17 protein-coding genes are annotated in these 18,884 nt (G+C 71.5%); 8 read left to right on the forward strand and 9 right to left on the reverse strand.

All coding sequences use genetic code 11. The features are described 5' to 3' along the window. Window positions 1-125: 125 nt before the first annotated feature. From ABZ855_RS22565 to ABZ855_RS22580, 4 genes are all read left to right on the forward strand, one after another. Window positions 126-1,856: an FAD-dependent monooxygenase gene (locus ABZ855_RS22565; RefSeq protein ID WP_360809425.1), complete on the forward strand. Its 1,731-nt coding sequence runs from the start codon at window positions 126-128 to the stop codon at window positions 1,854-1,856. Between the two features lie 120 nt (window positions 1,857-1,976). Continuing rightward, window positions 1,977-2,048 (forward strand): putative leader peptide, encoded by a 72-nt coding sequence (locus ABZ855_RS22570; RefSeq protein WP_309544753.1) that lies wholly within the window; start codon window positions 1,977-1,979, stop codon window positions 2,046-2,048. Window positions 2,049-2,126: 78 nt separating this feature from the next. Further along, the gene (locus ABZ855_RS22575; RefSeq protein WP_360809427.1) at window positions 2,127-2,678 is read left to right on the forward strand and encodes a cysteine dioxygenase; all 552 of its coding nucleotides are present in this window, start codon (window positions 2,127-2,129) and stop codon (window positions 2,676-2,678) included. Next, window positions 2,669-3,067 (forward strand): rhodanese-like domain-containing protein, encoded by a 399-nt coding sequence (locus ABZ855_RS22580; RefSeq protein ID WP_360809473.1) that lies wholly within the window; start codon window positions 2,669-2,671, stop codon window positions 3,065-3,067. Before ABZ855_RS22575 ends, ABZ855_RS22580 begins: the two co-directional genes overlap by 10 nt. Before the next feature lie 195 nt (window positions 3,068-3,262). On the opposite strand, the gene recX is transcribed toward ABZ855_RS22580, so the two are convergent. The 4 genes from recX to ABZ855_RS22600 all read right to left on the reverse strand — a co-directional run bounded on the left by recX (window position 3,263) and on the right by ABZ855_RS22600 (window position 7,198). Beyond that, complete coding sequence (recX, locus tag ABZ855_RS22585; protein ID WP_360809429.1) at window positions 3,263-4,225, reverse strand: recombination regulator RecX; 963 nt, start codon at window positions 4,223-4,225, stop codon at window positions 3,263-3,265. A 3-nt stretch (window positions 4,226-4,228) separates the two neighbouring features. Further along, window positions 4,229-5,353, reverse strand: coding sequence for a recombinase RecA (gene recA / locus ABZ855_RS22590; protein ID WP_360809431.1), 1,125 nt, complete (start codon window positions 5,351-5,353; stop codon window positions 4,229-4,231). 334 nt (window positions 5,354-5,687) lie between these two features. Beyond that, window positions 5,688-6,920, reverse strand: coding sequence for an AI-2E family transporter (locus tag ABZ855_RS22595; protein WP_360809433.1), 1,233 nt, complete (start codon window positions 6,918-6,920; stop codon window positions 5,688-5,690). A gap of 83 nt (window positions 6,921-7,003) precedes the next feature. Beyond that, window positions 7,004-7,198 (reverse strand): DUF3046 domain-containing protein, encoded by a 195-nt coding sequence (locus ABZ855_RS22600; RefSeq protein ID WP_360809435.1) that lies wholly within the window; start codon window positions 7,196-7,198, stop codon window positions 7,004-7,006. A gap of 80 nt (window positions 7,199-7,278) precedes the next feature. Here ABZ855_RS22600 and ABZ855_RS22605 point away from each other — a divergent pair, with 80 nt between their 5' ends. From ABZ855_RS22605 to ABZ855_RS22620, 4 genes are all read left to right on the forward strand, one after another. Further along, window positions 7,279-8,223: a hypothetical protein gene (locus tag ABZ855_RS22605; protein ID WP_360809437.1), complete on the forward strand. Its 945-nt coding sequence runs from the start codon at window positions 7,279-7,281 to the stop codon at window positions 8,221-8,223. A gap of 153 nt (window positions 8,224-8,376) precedes the next feature. Beyond that, window positions 8,377-13,236, forward strand: a complete 4,860-nt coding sequence (locus ABZ855_RS22610) for a DEAD/DEAH box helicase (RefSeq protein ID WP_360809439.1) — start codon at window positions 8,377-8,379, stop codon at window positions 13,234-13,236. 51 nt (window positions 13,237-13,287) lie between these two features. Next, complete coding sequence (locus tag ABZ855_RS22615) at window positions 13,288-14,127, forward strand: DNA-formamidopyrimidine glycosylase family protein (protein ID WP_360809441.1); 840 nt, start codon at window positions 13,288-13,290, stop codon at window positions 14,125-14,127. Between the two features lie 32 nt (window positions 14,128-14,159). Next, window positions 14,160-14,924: an SDR family NAD(P)-dependent oxidoreductase gene (locus tag ABZ855_RS22620; protein ID WP_360809443.1), complete on the forward strand. Its 765-nt coding sequence runs from the start codon at window positions 14,160-14,162 to the stop codon at window positions 14,922-14,924. On the opposite strand, the gene ABZ855_RS22625 is transcribed toward ABZ855_RS22620, so the two are convergent. The 5 genes from ABZ855_RS22625 to rimO all read right to left on the reverse strand — a co-directional run bounded on the left by ABZ855_RS22625 (window position 14,872) and on the right by rimO (window position 18,854). Further along, complete coding sequence (locus tag ABZ855_RS22625) at window positions 14,872-15,171, reverse strand: hypothetical protein (protein ID WP_360809445.1); 300 nt, start codon at window positions 15,169-15,171, stop codon at window positions 14,872-14,874. The two genes, ABZ855_RS22620 and ABZ855_RS22625, sit on opposite strands and share 53 nt — an antisense overlap. Window positions 15,172-15,447: 276 nt before the next feature. Further along, on the reverse strand, window positions 15,448-15,822 hold the full coding sequence (locus tag ABZ855_RS22630) for a helix-turn-helix transcriptional regulator (protein ID WP_235474452.1): 375 nt from the start codon (window positions 15,820-15,822) through the stop codon (window positions 15,448-15,450). Window positions 15,823-15,931: 109 nt separating this feature from the next. Further along, entirely contained in the window at window positions 15,932-16,477 is a 546-nt protein-coding gene (locus tag ABZ855_RS22635; protein ID WP_360809447.1) for a CinA family protein, read from the reverse strand. Beyond that, window positions 16,474-17,286: a CDP-diacylglycerol--glycerol-3-phosphate 3-phosphatidyltransferase gene (gene pgsA / locus ABZ855_RS22640; protein ID WP_360809449.1), complete on the reverse strand. Its 813-nt coding sequence runs from the start codon at window positions 17,284-17,286 to the stop codon at window positions 16,474-16,476. Before pgsA ends, ABZ855_RS22635 begins: the two co-directional genes overlap by 4 nt. Next, a complete protein-coding gene (gene rimO / locus ABZ855_RS22645) occupies window positions 17,283-18,854 on the reverse strand; it encodes a 30S ribosomal protein S12 methylthiotransferase RimO (protein ID WP_360809451.1) in 1,572 nt (523 codons plus the stop codon). The genes pgsA and rimO overlap by 4 nt, the downstream gene beginning before the upstream one ends. Window positions 18,855-18,884: the final 30 nt, after the last annotated feature.

Raw genomic sequence — 18,884 nt, forward strand, 5'->3', positions numbered from 1 at the left:
GCCCTCCGTCACTTGACGCAAGCACCCGCAATCTGTTGCATACGTTCTGTGATCGTGCACCCCGCTCCAACTTCCTGTTCACTTGTTTCGATGAAAACGTCGCTCTGGGCAGGGGGCGCCGCGCCATGGACCCGGTGATCATCGTCGGCGCGGGGCCGGTCGGGCTCACGCTGGCGCTTGCGCTGGCGCGTCAGGAGGTCCCCTCGGTCGTTCTCGACGAGGGGCCGGGCAAGGACGACCAGCGCCCCGCGCGCACGGTCGTGCTGCGCGAGGACACCGCCGCGCTGCTGGAGCGGCTGACCGGTGTGCCGATCACCGACGCCGGTTTCCGCTGGGCCGGATGGCGGTCGATGCGGCGCAAGCAGGTGATGCGCCGGATCTCCTTCGGCGGCGAGGAGCCGGACGGGCCGGCCGACACGCCCCCGCCAGGCTCGACACCGCAGCCTGTCACCGAGTCCGACGCCCCCCTGCACATCGCCCAGCACATCGTGACCGGTGCCCTGCGTGCCGCCATCGCGCGCGAGCGGCTCGTCGAGGTCGCAGTCAACAGCCGTCTCGATTCCATCGAGCAGGAACCATCCGGCATCACCGCACACACCCGCGGCCCGGCCGGCACCTGGTGGCGCGGCAGTTACCTCGTCGGCTGCGACGGCCCCCGCTCCACGGTGCGCAAACTCCAGGACATCCGCTTCCCCGGACGTACCGCCGTGGAACGACACGCCGTGGCCGCGCTGCGTACGGAACTTCCGTGGCCCGGCGAGGCGTTGTTGCACCGGATGCCTCCGTGGCGGACGTCCGGCCCCTCGGCCGGGGAGATCACCGCCCGTCCGCTTCCCGACGGTGTGTGGCGCCTGGACTGGCTGATGCCGCCCGGCAAGGACCTGGTCACGCCCGAACTCCTCGTGACCCGCGTCCGGGAGACCCTCGCGGGCTGGAGCGACGGTTCCACACCGCCGTACGACCTGCTCGACACCGGTGTCCACATCGTCCACCACCGGCTCGCCCGACGCTGGCGGGCCGGGCGGGTCTTCCTCGCCGGGGACGCCGCCCACCTGCTCGGCACGCTCGGCACCCAGGGGTTGGACGAGGGGCTGCGGGACTCCGACAACCTCGCCTGGAAACTGGCCCTGGCCTGGCACCACGGCCCGCACGAGGCACTGCTCGACAGCTATCAGGCCGAGCGGCGCGCCGCCGTCTCCGCCCGACTGCGCGCCGCCGACCAGGCACTGCCGCTGCTGCGCGGCGGCGGAGGGCTGCGGTCGTACGTCCCCGGGTCGGCCCGCGGACACGACGGGCTCCTCACGGACGGTCACCTGGGGCGCGGCATCCTCGGCGCGCCGGGGGCGTACGCCCTTTCACCGCTGGCGCCCCAGCACATCGAGGCGGAGATCTCGGTGGACACCCCGCCCGGCTCCCAGGTGACGGACGTACGGGTCACCGCGGAGGACGGTTCCTTCGTACAACTGCGGGAACGGCTGGGCCGGGGCGCGCTGCTGGTGCTGCTGGTCGCGCCGGGTACGGGGGTGTGGGAGCGCAAGCACTGGGTGAGCGCGGGGATCATGCCCCGGCTGGCGGCCGCGGTGGCGGCGTTGCCGCATCCCGCCGAACTGCTGGTCACCGAGAGCTATCCGGGCGCGGCCGCCCACACCGTGCTGCTGATCCGCCCGGACGGGCATCTGGTCACGGCCCTGAACGGGGTACGGCCCGCAGACCTGTACGCGGCGGCCGAGGCGACCCTGGGCGGCCCCGTGCAGGACAGGGCAAAGGCCAGGGCCGAGGAGACGAGCGAAGCCGGCGAGTCGAACCCGCCATCCGACACGACATCGAACACGGAAGCCGCGGCGGGCAGGCGCTGACACCTCCCCCCCTTCGCGCCCTTACGCCCCTCTCCTCGCGCGAGTCCACATGGTGAGGCGGAGTTGACCGCTCCGCACCGTCATGCTGTACTCCGGAACGTGACCAAAATCGACACTGATGTGCGCCTGTGGCGGAGGGTCCACATGGACCTCGTCCGCTACGCGGGCTGCGTGTGTCGTCCGTCCTGCTGATTCGCATCCCACTTTCCCGCGCGCGCCACTCATCCACGCTGTCGCGCGCTCCCCGCGAACGTCACCAGGACGGTACCCGTGTCCGTGTCACCCTCTGTATCCGCACCCGCACCCGCTCAGGCCGCCGGTGCGCCCAGGACCCCGACCCAGGCGGAACTTCTCGACTTCGTACGGCGTACGGCCGCCGACGCCGAGCTGATCTCCTCCCTGCCGCTCGACCCGGAAGGGCGTACATGGGTGCGTCTTGAGGGTCCCGGTGGCAGCGAGGCCTGGCTGATCGGGTGGCCGCCCGGCACCGGTACCGGCTGGCACGACCACGCCGACTCGGTCGGTGCCTTCCTCACCGCGGCCGGCGAGCTCAAGGAGAACTCGCTCGCCGCCCGGCTGCCCACCGACGGCTGGAAGACCCTCGAACTCACCGAGGACGTCGACCGGGAGCGACGACTGGCGGCCGGCCAGGGCCGGAGCTTCGGCCGCCACCATGTGCACGAGGTGCTCAACGAGTCCCGCGACGAGCACGCGATCTCGGTCCACGCCTACTACCCGCCGCTGCCCCAGATCCGCCGCTACAGCCGTACGGGACCGGTGCTGCGCCTGGAGCACGTGGAGCGCCCGCAGGACTGGCAGTGAGCGAACAGCCGGTCGGCATCGACGAGTTGCTCGACCGCGTCCGCGACACCTACGCGCGCGTGGAGACAGCCGAGGCGTACGAGGCCGCGCAGGCCGGCGAGGCCCTGCTGGTGGACATCCGGTACGCGGCCCTGCGGGAGCGCGACGGTCTGATCCCCGGCGCGCTCGTCATCGAGCGCAACGAGCTGGAGTGGCGCCTGGACCCCCAGGGCAGCCATCACGCCCCGCAGGCGACCGGCCATGACCTGCGGATCGTGGTGATCTGCAACGAGGGATACGCGTCGAGCCTCGCGGTCTCGTCGCTGCACCAGTTGGGGCTGCGTCGGGCGACCGACCTGGTCGGCGGGTTCCAGGCGTGGCGGGCGGCCGGACTTCCGGTGACCTCGTAGGCATACCGAAATCCGAGTGCGCGAAGTCGTCGTTGCCGTCGTTGCCGTTGCCGTCGTTGTCTTTGTCGTCGTTCCGTCCGCCCGGCCCTGAACGCGGTCGGCGCCCCCGCGCGTCCACCGTGTTCAGGGCCGGGACGTTGACCTCCTGAGCGCCCGCCTGCCGCTCGGGACGGCCAAATCTCGGCCCAGCAGGGCTCAGTACCCGTCGTCGGCGAGGAACTCGGTGTCCTCGATGTCCTCGCCCTCCTCCTCCAGTGCCTGCCGGACCACCCGCAGGGCCATGCCCTGGGAGTAGCCCTTGCGGGCGAGCATGCCCGCCAGGCGCCGCAGCCGTTTGTCGCGGTCGAGACCGCGGGTCGCACGCAGTTTGCGGGCGACGAGTTCTCGCGCGGTCGTCTCCTCCTGCTCGGAGTCGAGCTGTCCGACGGCCTCGTCGATGAGTGTCGGGTCCACGCCCTTGGTACGCAGTTCCTGGACGAGCGCCCGCCGGGCCAGTCCCCGGCTGTGGTGCCGGGACTCGACCCAGGCGTCCGCGAACGCGCTGTCGTTGATCAGTCCGACCTCCTCGAACCGCGACAGCACCTCCTCGGCCACCTCGTCCGGGATCTCGCGCTTGTGCAGGGCGTCCGCGAGCTGCTTACGCGTACGCGGGGTCCCGGTGAGCAGGCGCAGACAGATCGCCCGCGCCCGCTCAGCCGGGTCCGCCGGGGGTTCCGAGGTCTCGGCCCTCGACGAGGAAACGGAACCTCCGTCCTGTGGGTCGCCGCCCGCCTCACCGAAGCCGCGCTGCCGACGTCGTCCACGTCCACCACGCGAGCCGTCACCGCGTGAGCCGCCCTCGCCGTACAGGCCGCCCTCGCCGTACGGGCCGCCTTCGCCGCTCGGGCCACCAGCGCCACGGCGCCTTCTGCCGCCCGGAGAACCGTCGCCCCGGCGTCGGCCGTCCCCCGGCGGATCCTCTCCGCGACGCGCGCCGGCGCCGAAGTCACCTTCGCCGTCACCCTCGTACGACCCGGCGCCCGTGCGGGCTCCGTGGCCACCTCCGTATGGCCAGGCCTCGCCGTGGCCGCTGTGGCCGCCCCCGGCAGTGCCCCCGTGGCCCCGGTCTTCCGAGGCACCGGGGTCCGCGTACTCGGCCCAGTCGGTTCGTCGTGTCACGGGCTAGCTCTTGACCGCCGTGGCCTTGGCCTTGGTGGTCTTGGCCGCCGGAGCGGGCACCGTCTTCGCGGGATCGTCCGAGCCGGCCGTGACCGCCCCGTCCGCGCCCGGCTCCTCGGCGGGCTTCTCCGACCGCCCGCCGACGCCCAGCTTCTCGAGGATCTTCTTCTCGATCTCGTTGGCGAGATCGGGGTTGTCCTTCAGGAAGTTGCGGGCGTTCTCCTTGCCCTGGCCGAGCTGGTCGCCCTCGTACGTGTACCAGGCACCGGCCTTGCGGACGAAGCCGTGCTCCACGCCCATGTCGATCAGACCGCCCTCGCGGCTGATGCCCTGCCCGTAGAGGATGTCGAACTCGGCCTGCTTGAAGGGCGGCGCGACCTTGTTCTTGACGACCTTGACGCGGGTGCGGTTGCCGACCGCGTCGGTGCCGTCCTTCAGGGTCTCGATGCGACGGATGTCGAGCCGCACCGAGGCGTAGAACTTCAGCGCCCGGCCACCGGTCGTGGTCTCCGGGGAGCCGAACATCACGCCGATCTTCTCGCGGAGCTGGTTGATGAAGATCGCGGTGGTCTTGGACTGGTTGAGCGCACTGGTGATCTTTCGCAGCGCCTGGCTCATCAGACGGGCCTGGAGGCCGACGTGGCTGTCGCCCATCTCGCCCTCGATCTCCGCGCGCGGGACGAGTGCGGCGACGGAGTCGATGACGATGAGGTCGAGGGCACCGGAGCGGACCAGCATGTCCACGATCTCCAGCGCCTGTTCGCCGTTGTCCGGCTGGGACAGGATCAGGTTGTCGATGTCGACGCCGAGCTTCTTCGCGTACTCGGGGTCGAGGGCGTGCTCCGCGTCCACGAACGCGACCTGGCCGCCGGCCCGCTGCGCGTTAGCCACCGCGTGCAGGGTCAGGGTCGTCTTACCGGAGGACTCCGGGCCGTACACCTCCACCACTCGGCCGCGCGGCAGGCCGCCGACGCCGAGGGCTACGTCGAGCGCGGTCGACCCGGTGGGGATGACCTCGATGGGCTCGTTCGGCCGCTCGCCCAGGCGCATCACCGCGCCCTTGCCGAACTGTCGTTCAATCTGTGCGAGCGCGGCGTCGAGCGCCTTCTCGCGGTCGGTTCCTGCCATGGGTTCCACCCGATTTGCTTGTGTCGATCGCTTCACGTCAAAGACGCTAACGCCTGCCACTGACAATGCGCCCCGACGCCCGTCCAGCCTGTGGATAACTCGGGGACATCTCCATGAAAACCCTGACGAAATCCCCGTCGAGAGCCTCGCCGGAACCCCAATCAGAATGGATGTTCGATTTTCGTGTCAAGCGCAACACCCAGCACATCCGAGACCGGGTTCGCGGTACGTCAACGGCCGGGATGTCGGGTTCGACACCCTCGGGGACACCTCTGCCACACGGTCGGACGACTACCCGACGCTCATCAGCGGCACCGCGTCACGGACAGCCCGTTCACACGGGTCCGGAGCCACCGCGCCGCCCCTCCAGCAGACCCCGCAACCGCGTGAGGAGGCCCGCACCCCGCTTGGGGTGCCCCTGGACACGAGGATCGTCCGTGACGTCGTACCGCTTCACATACGCCCCCAGGAACGCCTGGAGCGTGGCGACCGCCGGGATGGCGATCAGTGCGCCCACGGCGCCGAGGAGGGCGGTACCGGCGATGACCGAGCCGAAGGCGACCGCGGGGTGGATGTCGACCGTCTTCGCGGTCAGCTTGGGCTGCAGCACATAGTTCTCGAACTGCTGGTAGAGCACGACGAAGACCAGCACCCACAGCGCGTACCAGGGATCGACCGTGAAGGCGATCAGCATCGGCAGGGCGCCCGCGAGATAGGTGCCGATGGTCGGGATGAACTGCGACACCAGTCCCACCCAGACAGCGAGCACGGGCGCGTACGGCACGTTGAGGATCTCCAGCAGCACATAGTGGGCCACCCCGGAGATGAGCGCCATCAGGCCGCGCGAGTACAGATAGCCGCCGGTCTTGTCGACGGCGATCTCCCACGCGCGCAGCACCTCGGCCTGCCGGGCGGGCGGCAGTACGGAGCACAGCGCACGGCGCAGTCGCGGCCCGTCGGCGGCGAAGTAGAACGCGAACAGTGTGATCATCAGCAGCTGGAAGAGGCCGCCCAGTACCTGGGCGGAGACATCCAGGACCCCGGTGGCGCTGTTCTGGACGTAACTGCGCAGCCAGTCGGAACGGAGCAGGCCCTCCTGGACGTCCACCCGCTTCAGGTCGGTGTTGAAGTGCGCGTTGACCCAGCTGATGACGGAGTCGAGATAGTTCGGGAAGTCCTCGACGATCTTGATGATCTGGCCCGCGAGCATGGATCCGAGCAGGGTGACGAATCCGGCGATCGCGATGAGCAGACCGATGAAGACCAGGAAGGTGGCCAGCCCCCGGCGCATACCGCGCGACGCCATACGGCTCACCGCTGGTTCGATCGCGAGCGCCGCGAAGAACGCGATGAGGATGTTGATCAACAGGCCCGTGAGCTGGTGAAAGGCCCAACTGCCCAGCTGGAACAGGCCGACGAGGGCAAGCGCCAGCATCATGGCGCGCGGCAGCCAGCGTGGCATGCGCGCGCCCTGCCCGGCGTCATGCCCGGCCGGGGGTGCGGGCGGCTGCGCGCCGAACTGGGACTTCTGCTGTCCGAGCTGTCCGGTCTCGTCTGTGGATGCCACGGTCCAAGTCTCGCCCACGCCGCCGACAATCAGTCGCCGCCCTGTCGGTCTTTGCGGCCCGCAGGCGCCGTTTCAGTGCGATTTCACCGGTTCTCAGACGGAACGTTCATCGCCACGCACACCACACGCCACACGTCCTTCGCCTCCCAGCCGGCGTCCAGGGCCTGGTGCACGGTCCGGCCGCCGAGCTCCGTCATCACATGATCGCGCGCGAAGGTGTCGGCGTAGCCCGAACCGAAGTGTTCCGCCATCCGCTGCCAGAAGACCGTCAACCGCATGACTTCAGTATCCCGCCCCTGAGGGTGGGCCCGCGCCGGGACCGCTCACTGCGGGTGCTTTGCGCCCTACGGTCTGACGCATGGCCGAAACAGGAGATCCCCCACTTCCCCCGACGCCTCCGGCGCGTTCCCCGCTCTTCCGTGCCGAGCACTTCATGTGGCTCACCGCGCGCGTGCTGGAACAGCGCCGCTTCGCGTACCACTTCCTGAACGGAGGCGCCGACGCGGTCGAGACCGCGCTGGAGGCCTATCGCAACGAGGACGGCGGATACGGCCACGCGCTGGAACCCGACCTGCGCGGCCCCGTCAGCCAGCCCCTGCACGCCGGACACGCGCTGCGCGTCCTGGACGCCATCGGGCGCTGCGGCGGGCAGCGGGTCGAGCGTGTGTGCCGGTATCTGACGTCCATCTCCACCACGGACGGCGCGCTGCCGGCCGTCCATCCCAGCCAGCGCGGCTATCCGGCGGCGCCGTTCGTCCCGATCGTGGACGACCCGCCCAGCGAACTCCTCGCCACCGGCCCGGTGGTGGGCCTGCTGCACCGCAACGAGGTGTGGCACGCCTGGCTGTTCCGGGCCACGGATTTCTGCTGGCAGGCGGTCGACTCGCTGGAGAAGTCCCATCCGTACGAGGTCGAGGCCGCCGTGGCCTTCCTGGACTCGGTTCCCGACCGCTCGCGCGCGGAGGCGACGGCCGACCGGCTGGGCCGCCTGGTACGCGAGCAGCGGCTCGTGGCGCTCGACCCGGAGCGACTCGACGCCTCCCCGGTGGCGTCCGGCTACGCCCCGGGTGAGCACCACTTCCCGTACGACTACGCGAAAACGCCGGGCTCGCTCGCGCGCGCGTGGTTCACGGACGAGGAGATGGCACGCTCCCTGGACTTCCTCGCCGGCGAGCAGTGCGAGGACGGCGGCTGGCCCATCCGCTGGCTCGCGTGGGCACCGGGCACCGCCCTCGAGGCACGCCCCATGGTGACGGTCGAGGCACTGCGCACCCTGAGGGCGTACGGCCGCCCCATCGGCTGACGCCACCACGATCGGGGGTGTCCGCTTCCGCTCCGGCCGAGGACGGACACCCCCGGCTCGTCCATGACCCCGCCGCCTCACGGCACCGCCCGACCGCCGGAGGCAAACGCGCAGGTCAGCGCGATTGTCAGTGGTGGGGTGCAGGATGGACGCATGGTCAGCTCCGCACACCGAGCCCTCGACGGCTTCTCCCCCGCGACCAGTGGCTGGTTCACGGGGGCCTTCTCCGCGCCCACCGCCGCCCAGGCCGGGGCGTGGCGGGCCATCGGTGAGGGCTCGGACGTGCTGGTGGTCGCCCCGACCGGCTCCGGCAAGACCCTGGCGGCGTTCCTCGCCGCACTCGACCAGCTCACCTCCACGCCCCCGCCCGCCGACCCCCACAAACGCTGCCGCGTGCTCTACGTGTCACCGCTCAAGGCCCTCGCGGTCGATGTGGAACGCAACCTGCGCAGCCCCCTCACGGGCATCCGCCAGGAGTCCGTACGTCTGGGCCTGCCCGAGCCGGAGGTCAAGGTGGGCATCCGCTCCGGCGACACCCCGCCGGCCGAGCGCCGCGCCCTGGCCACCCGCCCGCCGGACATCCTGATCACCACCCCGGAGTCGCTGTTCCTGATGCTGACGTCGGCCACGCGCGACGCGTTGACGGGCGTGGAGACGGTGATCCTGGACGAGGTGCACGCGGTCGCGGGCACCAAGCGCGGCGCGCATCTCGCGCTCTCCCTGGAGCGCCTGGACGAGTTGCTGCCGAAACCCGCCCGGCGCATCGGGCTCTCCGCCACCGTCCGCCCGGTCGACGAGATCGCGCGGTATCTGTCCCCCCGTCGCAAGGTGGAGATCGTCCAGCCCAAGTCCGACAAGGAGTTCGACCTCTCGGTCGTCGTCCCGGTCGAGGATCTGGGCGAGCTGGGCGGCTCCCCGGTGACCGACGCGAACGACGGGGCCGAACGGCCGTCCATCTGGCCGCATGTCGAGGAGCGGATCGCCGATCTCGTCCAGGCGCACCGCTCGACGATCGTGTTCGCCAACTCGCGCCGCCTGGCGGAGCGCCTGTGCAACCGGCTCAACGAGATCGCCTACGAGCGGGCCACCGGTGAGCCCCTCGCCGAGCACCACGCTCCCGCCGAGCTGATGGGCGGCTCGGGCGCGGCCCAGGGCGCCCCTCCGGTCATCGCCAGGGCCCACCACGGCTCGGTCTCCAAGGAGCAGCGCGCGCTCGTCGAGGAGGACCTCAAGGCGGGCCGGCTGCCTGCCGTGGTGGCCACCTCCAGCCTCGAACTGGGCATCGACATGGGAGCCGTGGACCTGGTCGTCCAGGTCGAGTCGCCCCCGTCCGTGGCCTCCGGTCTCCAGCGCGTGGGCCGCGCCGGACACCAGGTGGGCGCGGTCTCGACGGGCGTCGTCTTCCCCAAGTACCGGGGCGACCTCGTCCAGGCGGCCGTGGTCACCGAGCGCATGCGCACCGGTTCAATCGAGTCCCTGCGGGTCCCCGCCAACCCCCTGGACGTCCTCGCCCAGCAGCTCGTCGCGATGGTGGCGCTGGACACCTGGCAGGTCGACGATCTGCTGGCCACCGTCCGCCGAGCGGCGCCCTTCGCCTCCCTCCCGGAGTCGGCGTTCACGGCGGTCCTGGACATGCTCGCGGGCCGCTATCCGTCCGACGCGTTCGCGGAGTTGCGCCCGCGCGTGGTGTGGGACCGCGTCGCCGGTACGGTCACCGGCCGCCCCGGCGCGCAGCGGCTCGCCGTGACCTCCGGGGGCACGATTCCCGACCGGGGGCTCTTCGGGGTCTTCCTCGCCGGCTCCGACCCGAAGAAGGGCGGCGGCCGGGTCGGCGAGCTGGACGAGGAAATGGTGTACGAGTCCCGCGTGGGGGACGTCTTCACCCTCGGTACGAGCTCCTGGCGTATCGAGGACATCACCCGCGACCGCGTCCTGGTGTCTCCGGCGCCCGGTGTTCCCGGCCGCCTCCCGTTCTGGAAGGGCGACCAGCTGGGCCGCCCGCTCGAACTGGGCCGCGCGGTGGGCGCGTTCCTGCGCGAGGTCGGTTCCCTGCCCGAGGACGACGCCCGCCTCAGGCTCCTCGCCGCCGGGCTCGACACCTACGCGGCCGGCAACGTGCTCTCCTACCTGGCCGAACAGCGGGAGGCCTGCGGCCACATCCCGGACGACCGGACCATCGTCGTGGAACAGTTCCGGGACGAACTGGGGGACTGGCGGGTCGTCGTCCACTCCCCCTTCGGCGCCCAGGTCCACGCCCCGTGGGCACTCGCCCTCGGCGCCCGCCTCTCCGAGCGGTACGGCATGGACGCCCAGGTCATGCACGCCGACGACGGAATCGTGCTGCGTCTGCCGGACGCCGACCTGATGAGCCTGGACCTCCTCGACCAGGAGCCGATGAGGACGGGCGCCCCCCTGAGCACGGAGTACGACGCCGAGCAGGCCCCCGTGGGCGCGGCGGACGTCGCCTTCGACAAGGGCGACGTCAACCAGATCGTCACCGACCAGGTGGGCGGCTCGGCTCTGTTCGCGGCCCGTTTCCGCGAGTGCGCCGCCCGGGCCCTGCTCCTGCCGCGCCGCAATCCCGGCAAGCGCACCCCGCTCTGGCAGCAGCGCCAGCGGGCCTCCCAACTGCTTCAGGTGGCAAGCGAGTTCGGTTCCTTCCCCATCGTCCTCGAAGCGGTCCGCGAGTGCCTCCAGGACGTCTTCGACGTGCCCGGGCTCGTGGAGCTGATGGGCGACATCGAGTCCCGCAAGGTGCGCCTGGTGGAGGTCGCCACCCCGGAGCCCTCTCCCTTCGCCCGCTCCCTCCTCTTCGGGTACGTCGCACAGTTCCTGTACGAGGGCGACTCACCGCTGGCCGAGCGGCGCGCCGCCGCCCTGTCGCTGGACTCGCGGCTGCTGGCCGAACTGCTCGGCCAGGCGGAGCTGCGCGAACTGCTGGACGCCGAGGTACTGACCGAACTGGAGCGAGAGCTCCAGTGGCTCACCGAGGACCGACGCGCGAAGGACACCGAGAGCGTCGCGGACCTGCTGCGTCTGCTCGGCCCGCTCACCGACGTCGAGTTGGCCGCGCGCGGCGCCGATCCGCAGTGGGCCCGGGAACTGGCGGAGGCCCGCCGCGCGATCCGGGTCCGCATCGGCGGCGCCGACCACTGGGCGGCGATCGAGGACGCGGGCCGCCTGCGCGACGCGCTCGGCACAGCACTGCCGGTCGGTGTCCCGGAGGCCTTCACCGAGCCGGTCAAGGACCCCCTCGGCGACCTCCTCGCCCGCCACGCGCGTACGCACGGCCCGTTCACCTCTGCCACGGCGGCAGCCCGTTTCGGCCTGGGCGTGGCGGTCACCGAGGGCGCGCTTCAGCGTCTGGCGGCGAACGGCCGCGTCGTGCAGGGGGAGTTCCATCCGGCGGGCATCGGCCAGGAGTGGTGCGACGCGACGGTGCTGCGCCGTCTGCGACGCCGTTCCCTGGCCGCCCTGCGGCACGAGCTGGAACCGGTGCCGCCCGCGGCGCTCGCGCAGTTCCTGCCGCAGTGGCAGCACATCGGCAAGGGCCACAGGCTGCGCGGCATCGACGGACTGGTGCGCGCCGTCGAGCAGTTGCAGGGCGCCTCCGTGCCGGCGTCCGCCCTGGAGAAGCTGGTCCTGCCGTCCCGGGTGTCGAACTACGCCCCCGCGATGCTCGACGAGCTCACAGCAGCCGGGGAGATCGTCTGGGCCGGGGCGGGCGCCCTCCCCGGCAAGGACGGCTGGGTGTCCCTGTACCTGGCGGAGGCCGCCCCGCTGCTCCTGCCACCGCCTCACCCCCTGGAGCCCACCGCGCTCCACCAGTCCGTCCTCGACGCCCTGAGCGGGGGGTACGGGCTCTTCTTCCGCCAGATCGCCGACCAGGTCCGCGCCACCACGCACCCGGACGCCACGGATCCGCAACTGGCCGACGCCGTCTGGGACCTGGCCTGGTCGGGCCGGCTCACCAACGACACACTCACCCCGATGCGCTCCCTCCTCGGCTCCGGCCGCACAGCGGGCTCGACGGCGCACCGGGCCAAACGTGCCGTGCCGCGCGGCCGGTACGGCTCGCTGACGGCCGCCGCCCGCCCCGCCTCTCGCGGCGGCCCCCCGACCGTCGCCGGCCGCTGGTCCCTGCTCCCCGGGCATGAGCCCGACCCCACCGTCCGCGCCCACGCCCTGGCCCGCGCCCTGCTCGACCGCCACGGGGTGGTGACCAGAGGTGCCGTCTCCGCGGAGGGCGTCGAGGGCGGCTTCTCGGCCGTGTACCGCGTCCTCTCCGCCTTCGAGGACAGCGGTCAGGCTCGGCGCGGTTACGTGGTGGAGGGCCTCGGCGCCGCCCAGTTCGCCATGGACGGTGCCGTGGACCGCCTCCGGGCAACAGCGAACGCGCGTGATCGCGGCGACTCCCGACCCGTCCCGGGCACCGGCATTGGAACTGGCACCGCCCCGGCCGATGCCCACGGCGTCGCGTTCCCCGCTGACCACGGCTTCGCAGAGGACTTCGACCTCGATTTCACCTCCGCCTTCCCGCACACCCCCGCCGCGCAGACCAGGCCCGCCTCGGCCCAGGGTTTCCCCGGAAGCACCGGGTCCGGAGCTGCCTCCTCCGACGCCGCCCGTGCCGTCGTCCTCGCAGCCGCCGATCCGGCGAACGCGTACGGTGCCGCGCTCCCCTGGCCCGAACCCCCGACCGGCGCCGGCCACAAGCCGGGCCGCAAGGCCGGTTCACTGGTGGTACTCGTGGACGGAGAGCTGACGCTGTACATGGAACGGGGCGGCAAAACCCTGCTGGCCTGGCCCTCCGAACCGGACGGCAGACCCATCGAGGACCCCCGGCTGCGCGCGGCGGCGGACGCCCTCTCCGCAGCGGCCCGCGCGGGTTCCCTCGGCACGGTCACGGTGGAGCGCGTCAACGGTGCCTCAGCCCTGACCTCGCCCATCGGGGCCCTCCTGGAAGGAGCGGGCTTCATCGCGACCCCTCGCGGACTGCGCCTGCGCGCCTGACCGAGTCCCCGCCCCAGCCCGCTGTGCCCCACGACATGCCACCCTGGACGCATGCCCGAAGGTGACACGGTCTGGCAAGCCGCGAGGCGACTGCACGACGCGCTCGCCGGCAAAACGCTGACCCGTTCCGACCTCCGGGTGCCCAAGTACGCCACGGCCGACCTCACCGGCCGCGCCGTCCTCGAGGTCACCCCGCGCGGCAAGCACCTTCTCACCCGCATCGAAGGCGGCCTGACCCTCCACTCCCATCTACGGATGGACGGTTCCTGGAAGGTGTACGAGAACGGCCGACGCTGGAGCGGCGGCCCGTCGCACCAGATCCGCGCGATCCTCGCCACCACGGACCGCACCGCCGTCGGCTACCGCCTCCCCGTACTCGAACTGCTCCGGACCACCGACGAGCACCGGGTCGTCGGCCACCTCGGCCCCGACCTCCTGGGCCCGGACTGGGATCCCGGCCAGGCTCTCGCGAACCTCCTCTCGGACCCCGCCCGCTCCCTCGGCGAAGCGCTGCTCGACCAACGCAATCTCGCCGGCATCGGCAACGTCTACAAGAGCGAGCTGTGCTTCATCCTGGGCGCCACACCATGGCTCCCCGTCGGCGGTCTGCCCGCCGCCCGCGCCACGGTGGTGCCCGCGCTGGCGAAGAAACTCCTCGAAGCCAACCGGGACCGCCCGATCCGCAGCACGACAGGACGCCGTGGCCAGGACCTGTTCGTGTACGGCCGGGCCCCCCGTCCCTGTCTGCGCTGCGGCACGCCGATCCGCGTCGCCGACCAGGGCGACGGCTCCCGCGAACGCCCCACCTACTGGTGCCCGACCTGCCAACTGGGCCCGACCCCCGCCCCTGGCGGCACCAGAGCTCGCAACCGAACCCCGCACGGCAATTGACGACCCGTCAGAAATCCTCGTACCGTCCCACCATGCCCGTACAGGCGTACGACCTCACCGGACGCACCGCATTCGTCACCGGGGCCGCCAGCGGCATCGGACGCGCATCCGCCGTACTGCTCGCCGAAGCCGGCGCCGCAGTGCACTGCGCCGACCGGGACGCGCAGGGACTGCACGAGACGGCGACGCTGATCAAGGGCATGGGCGGCACGGCCCGTACCCACCACCTGGACGTCACCGACCGGGCCCAGGTCCGGCAGGCCGTGGTCGCGTGCGAGCGGCTGGACGTCATGGCGGCGGTGGCCGGGATCATACACAGCAGCCCCGTGCTGGACACCCGCGACGAGGACCTCGACCGCGTCCTGGGCGTCAACTTCAAGGGCGTCCTGTACGCCTGCCAGGAGGCGGCCCGTCTGATGATCTCCCGGAACACGAGGGGCAGCATCATCACCATGGCCTCGGGCGCCGTCGACACCGGCAGTCCCGGCCTGCTCTGCTACGGCGTGGCGAAGGCAGCGGTCGTGCAGTTGACGAAGACGCTCGCCGCCGAGATCGGACGCCACGGCATCCGCGTGAACGCCGTCGCGCCGGGCTGGATCCGCACACCCATGACCGACCGCCACGACGACGAGGCACAAGCGCACACCGAGGCCCTGATGGCCCGGATGGCTCCGCTGGGCAGGGTCGGCGAACCGGAGGAGGTCGCCCACACGGTGCTGCATCTGGCGTCCGACGCGTCGGCCTTCACAACAGGCCAGATCCTCCGCCCGAACGGCGGCGTGGCGATGCCCTGGTAGCTCCGGCACCCACACGAACGCCCCCGCCGACCATCCCTGGCCCCACCGCGCCCACGGCCCCCGAGGGCCTGACCACCCGCCCCTTCGGCGCACAGTGCACCGGCAGCAGGCTCAGCCCCCACCCCCCGGCCGCGACCGCCCCCTCCAGCACTCCCGCGCCGGGGGCCAGCACGAGCCGCAGAACGGCCCACCACCACACGGCTCCGAGCCCCAGCAGCACCCCCCAGCGCACTGTCCGCACCGCCATGGCTCTCACCTCCAGCACCACGCTAGGACGCCACGCTCACCCGCAACCAGGGCGCATCACCGGCACAGAGGCGCACCGCCTTCACGGAGCCGGCGGCCCGGCGTACCCGGACGCGGCCGACTCCTCCCCCACCATGACCGCCCCGGGACCCACCGGCAAACGGACCCGGAAAGCGCCCGAAGAGTGCGCACAACGCGAGAGCCCCGACCGCGCCCCTCCGGGTCTCCCCGGAGAAGCCCCGGCCGGGGCTCTCACACACTCACCACTCGTGCACCCTCAGGCGGCGACGACATCCACCGCCTCGGCGGGCGCCTTGATGGTCACCCGTTCCGGTGGCACACCGGCCACCGATACGGAACCCAGCATGGGACGCACCGGTGTGGGTACAGGCTCGTTGGCCGCAGCAGACTGGGCCAGCTCCGCGAGGGCGAGCTCGTCGCTCACTTCCCGCATGAGCTCGGACATCCGTACGTCCAGCGCGTCGCAGATAGCGGACAGCAGTTCGGAGGATGCCTCCTTCTGCCCCCGCTCCACCTCGGAGAGATAGCCGAGTGAGACTCGGGCGGACGAGGAGACTTCGCGCAGAGTACGGCCCTGGCGCTGGCGCTGCCGACGCAGCACGTCACCCAGCAGGCGACGGAGCAGAATCATCGGTGGCTCCCTCCTCGGACCGCGTAGCCGCATCCTTCACGCCCCACCGTACCGCCTTGCGCCGCGGCCGTGCGGGGAGCGATGTCGTGTTCACTCAGGGCTGCAAACATCAGGTCCCCCCGTTCTGTTCCGTATCCTGTGCCCGCTCGTTCCCGGTCTGTTCGCCCGCGATCTCCTCCAGGAGGAGTGCGAGTACGCTCCGTACACTCTCCATACGAATTTCCGCCCGGGAGCCGTTCAACCGCAGCGACGCCACTTTTCCGCCAGATTCGGCCCCGGCTTCCGCTGCGAAGGGGCCGGCCACGGCGACGAAAACCGTCCCGACGGGCTGCCCGTCCTGCGGATCCGGGCCGGCGACACCGGTCGTCGCGACGCCCCAGTCGGCACCGAGAATTCTGCGCGCGCCGGCCGCCATCTGGGCCGCGACCTGCGGATCCACCGCTCCTCGACCGGCCAGCAGAGCGGCGTCGACACCGAGGACCTGGTGCTTCAGTTCGGTCGCGTAGGCCGTCACCGCGCCGCGGAACGCCTTCGAGGCTCCGGGCACCGATGTGATCTCCGCCGCAACCAGTCCGCCCGTGAGGGATTCCGCGACAGCGAGCGTCTCGCCCCTCACCGTCAGTAGTCTCACCACGTCGGCGGCCGTGGAACTCACCGTTCCGCCTCCGCCGACGCGGCCTCGCGCTCGGCGATTCCCTGGCTGCGCAGCACAATGGCCTGTCTTACATAGTCGAGGCCGGTCACGACGGTCAGTACGACCGCCGCGGCCATCACCCAGAACCTCAGAGTCGCCAGCGGGCCCGTCAGCGCCAGCACGTACATCCCGACCGCCACGCCCTGCGTGAGCGTCTTGAGCTTGCCGCCGCGGCTCGCGGGGATCACGCCGTAGCGGATCACGACGAAGCGCAGCAGGGTGATCCCGAGTTCACGTCCGAGGATCACACCGGTCACCCACCACGGCAGATCACCGAGCGCGGAGAGACAGATCAGCGCCGAGCCCATGATCGCCTTGTCGGCGATGGGGTCGGCGATCTTCCCGAAGTCGGTGACGAGGTCGTACGTACGCGCCAGGTGGCCGTCGAAGATGTCGGTGATCATGGCGATGGCGAAGGCCGCCCAGGCGAGCGAGCGCCACGCCGGGTCGTACCCGCCGTCCGTCAGCATCAGGGCCACAAAACCCGGCACCAGCAGCAGACGGATCATCGTCAGAATGTTCGCGATGTTCCAGAGGCTGGCCTGGTTGACGGCCGCGGCCCCCAGCTTCCCGCCGCGCACCGCCTTGGTGCCCCCCTGATCACCGGAGACCCGGGAGTCGCCGGAGCCCCCAGCGGAGCCGGCAGACCCGGGGGCGACCGGAGCGCCGGCAGCCCCCACCGTGCCCGGCACACCCACCGCACCCGGCACGCTCTTGGCGTTCCGCGCACTGGAGGGGCCGCCCGCTGCGGATGCCGGGACTCCGGTCATCTGGCCGCCTCCTCTGACGCCGAACACGCGTGCGAGCCGAGCGAGCCCGGAAGCAGCTCGGCCACCAGGTCGACACCTTCCGTACCGACCACCTTGGCCTCGACCATACGGCCGACAGTCAGCTCCTCGCCGCTCGTGAAGCCCTCGAACTCGGCGAGGTTGGTGAACAGCACCTGCCCGTCCGTCTCGGGGGCCTGGTGCGCGGCACGGCCGTACGCGCCCTCCTCGCCGCCCACCGACTCGACCAGGACCTGGACCGTCTCGCCGACCCGCTCCTCCGCGCGCTGCGAGACCAGTTCCTCGGCCAGCCGCGAGACCCGGGCGAGCCGGGCGGCGACGACGTCCTCGTCCAGCTTGTTCTCGTACGTCGCCGCTTCCGTGCCGTCCTCGTCGGAGTACCCGAAGACACCGATGGCGTCCAGGCGCGCGTTGCTCAGGAACCGCTCCAGCTCCGCAAGGTCGGCCTCGGACTCACCGGGGAAGCCCACGATGAAGTTGGACCGCACACCGGCCTGCGGCGCCTTGCTCCGAATGGTGTCGAGCAGCTCCAGGAAGCGGTCGGTGTCACCGAAGCGCCGCATCGCGCGCAGCACGTCGGGCGCGGAGTGCTGGAAGGAGAGGTCGAAGTAGGGGGCGACCTTCGGGGTCGACGTCAGTACGTCGATGAGTCCGGGGCGCATCTCGGCGGGCTGGAGATAACTCACGCGCACGCGCTCGATGCCGTCGACGTCCGCGAGCTCGGGCAGCAGCGACTCCAGCAGCCGGATGTCGCCCAGGTCCTTGCCGTACGAGGTGTTGTTCTCGGAGACCAGCATGACCTCCTTGACGCCCTGCTCGGCGAGCCACCTGGTCTCGTTCAGCACGTCGCTCGGGCGACGCGAGATGAAGGAGCCGCGGAAGGAGGGGATGGCGCAGAAGGTGCACCGCCGGTCGCAGCCGGAGGCGAGCTTCACCGAGGCGACGGGCGCGCCGTCGAGGCGCCGGCGCAGCGGAGCGCGGGGGCCGGAGACCGGGGCGACACCCTCGGGCAGATCGGCGGGCGCCTCGACCGGTTCCACCGGCCCGGCGACCGAGCCGGCGTCAGCCTCCGCGCCCGTGCCGTGCCCCGGAAGAGCGACCCCGGCACCGGCGCCCTGCCGCTCCGCCGGGCTGATCGGCAGCAGCTTGCGCCGGTCGCGCGGGGTGTGCGAGGCGTGGATGCCGCCGTTCAGGATGGTCCGGAGGCGGTCGGAGATGTCGGCGTAGTCGTCGAAGCCGAGCACGCCGTCGGCCTCGGGCAGGGCCTCGGCGAGTTCCTTGCCGTACCGCTCGGCCATGCAGCCCACCGCCACGACGGCCTGGGTTCTGCCGTGCCCCTTGAGGTCGTTGGCCTCCAGGAGGGCGTCGACGGAGTCCTTCTTGGCGGCCTCGACGAAGCCACAGGTGTTGACGACGGCGACGTCCGCGTCCTCGGCGTCCTCCACGAGTTGCCAGCCGTCCGCCTCCAAGCGGCCTGCGAGCTCCTCCGAGTCCACCTCGTTACGGGCGCAGCCAAGGGTGACGAGTGCGACGGTACGGCGTTCAGGCATGGGCTCAAGACTACTTCGTCCCACTGACAC

Origin of the sequence: Streptomyces sp. NPDC047042 (genome assembly GCF_040644035.1) — a bacterium.
Classification (GTDB): domain Bacteria; phylum Actinomycetota; class Actinomycetes; order Streptomycetales; family Streptomycetaceae; genus Streptomyces.

Coding starts and splice junctions, on each gene's coding strand:
- ABZ855_RS22630 (WP_235474452.1), bottom strand. CDS start 15,822: ATGATTCTGCTCCGTCGCCTGCTGGGTGACGTGCTGCGTCGGCAGCGC.
- recA (WP_360809431.1), bottom strand. CDS start 5,353: ATGGCAGGAACCGACCGCGAGAAGGCGCTCGACGCCGCGCTCGCACAG.
- ABZ855_RS22615 (WP_360809441.1), top strand. CDS start 13,288: ATGCCCGAAGGTGACACGGTCTGGCAAGCCGCGAGGCGACTGCACGAC.
- ABZ855_RS22610 (WP_360809439.1), top strand. CDS start 8,377: ATGGTCAGCTCCGCACACCGAGCCCTCGACGGCTTCTCCCCCGCGACC.
- rimO (WP_360809451.1), bottom strand. CDS start 18,854: ATGCCTGAACGCCGTACCGTCGCACTCGTCACCCTTGGCTGCGCCCGT.
- pgsA (WP_360809449.1), bottom strand. CDS start 17,286: ATGACCGGAGTCCCGGCATCCGCAGCGGGCGGCCCCTCCAGTGCGCGG.
- ABZ855_RS22600 (WP_360809435.1), bottom strand. CDS start 7,198: ATGCGGTTGACGGTCTTCTGGCAGCGGATGGCGGAACACTTCGGTTCG.
- ABZ855_RS22565 (WP_360809425.1), top strand. CDS start 126: ATGGACCCGGTGATCATCGTCGGCGCGGGGCCGGTCGGGCTCACGCTG.
- ABZ855_RS22625 (WP_360809445.1), bottom strand. CDS start 15,171: ATGGCGGTGCGGACAGTGCGCTGGGGGGTGCTGCTGGGGCTCGGAGCC.
- ABZ855_RS22620 (WP_360809443.1), top strand. CDS start 14,160: ATGCCCGTACAGGCGTACGACCTCACCGGACGCACCGCATTCGTCACC.
- ABZ855_RS22605 (WP_360809437.1), top strand. CDS start 7,279: ATGGCCGAAACAGGAGATCCCCCACTTCCCCCGACGCCTCCGGCGCGT.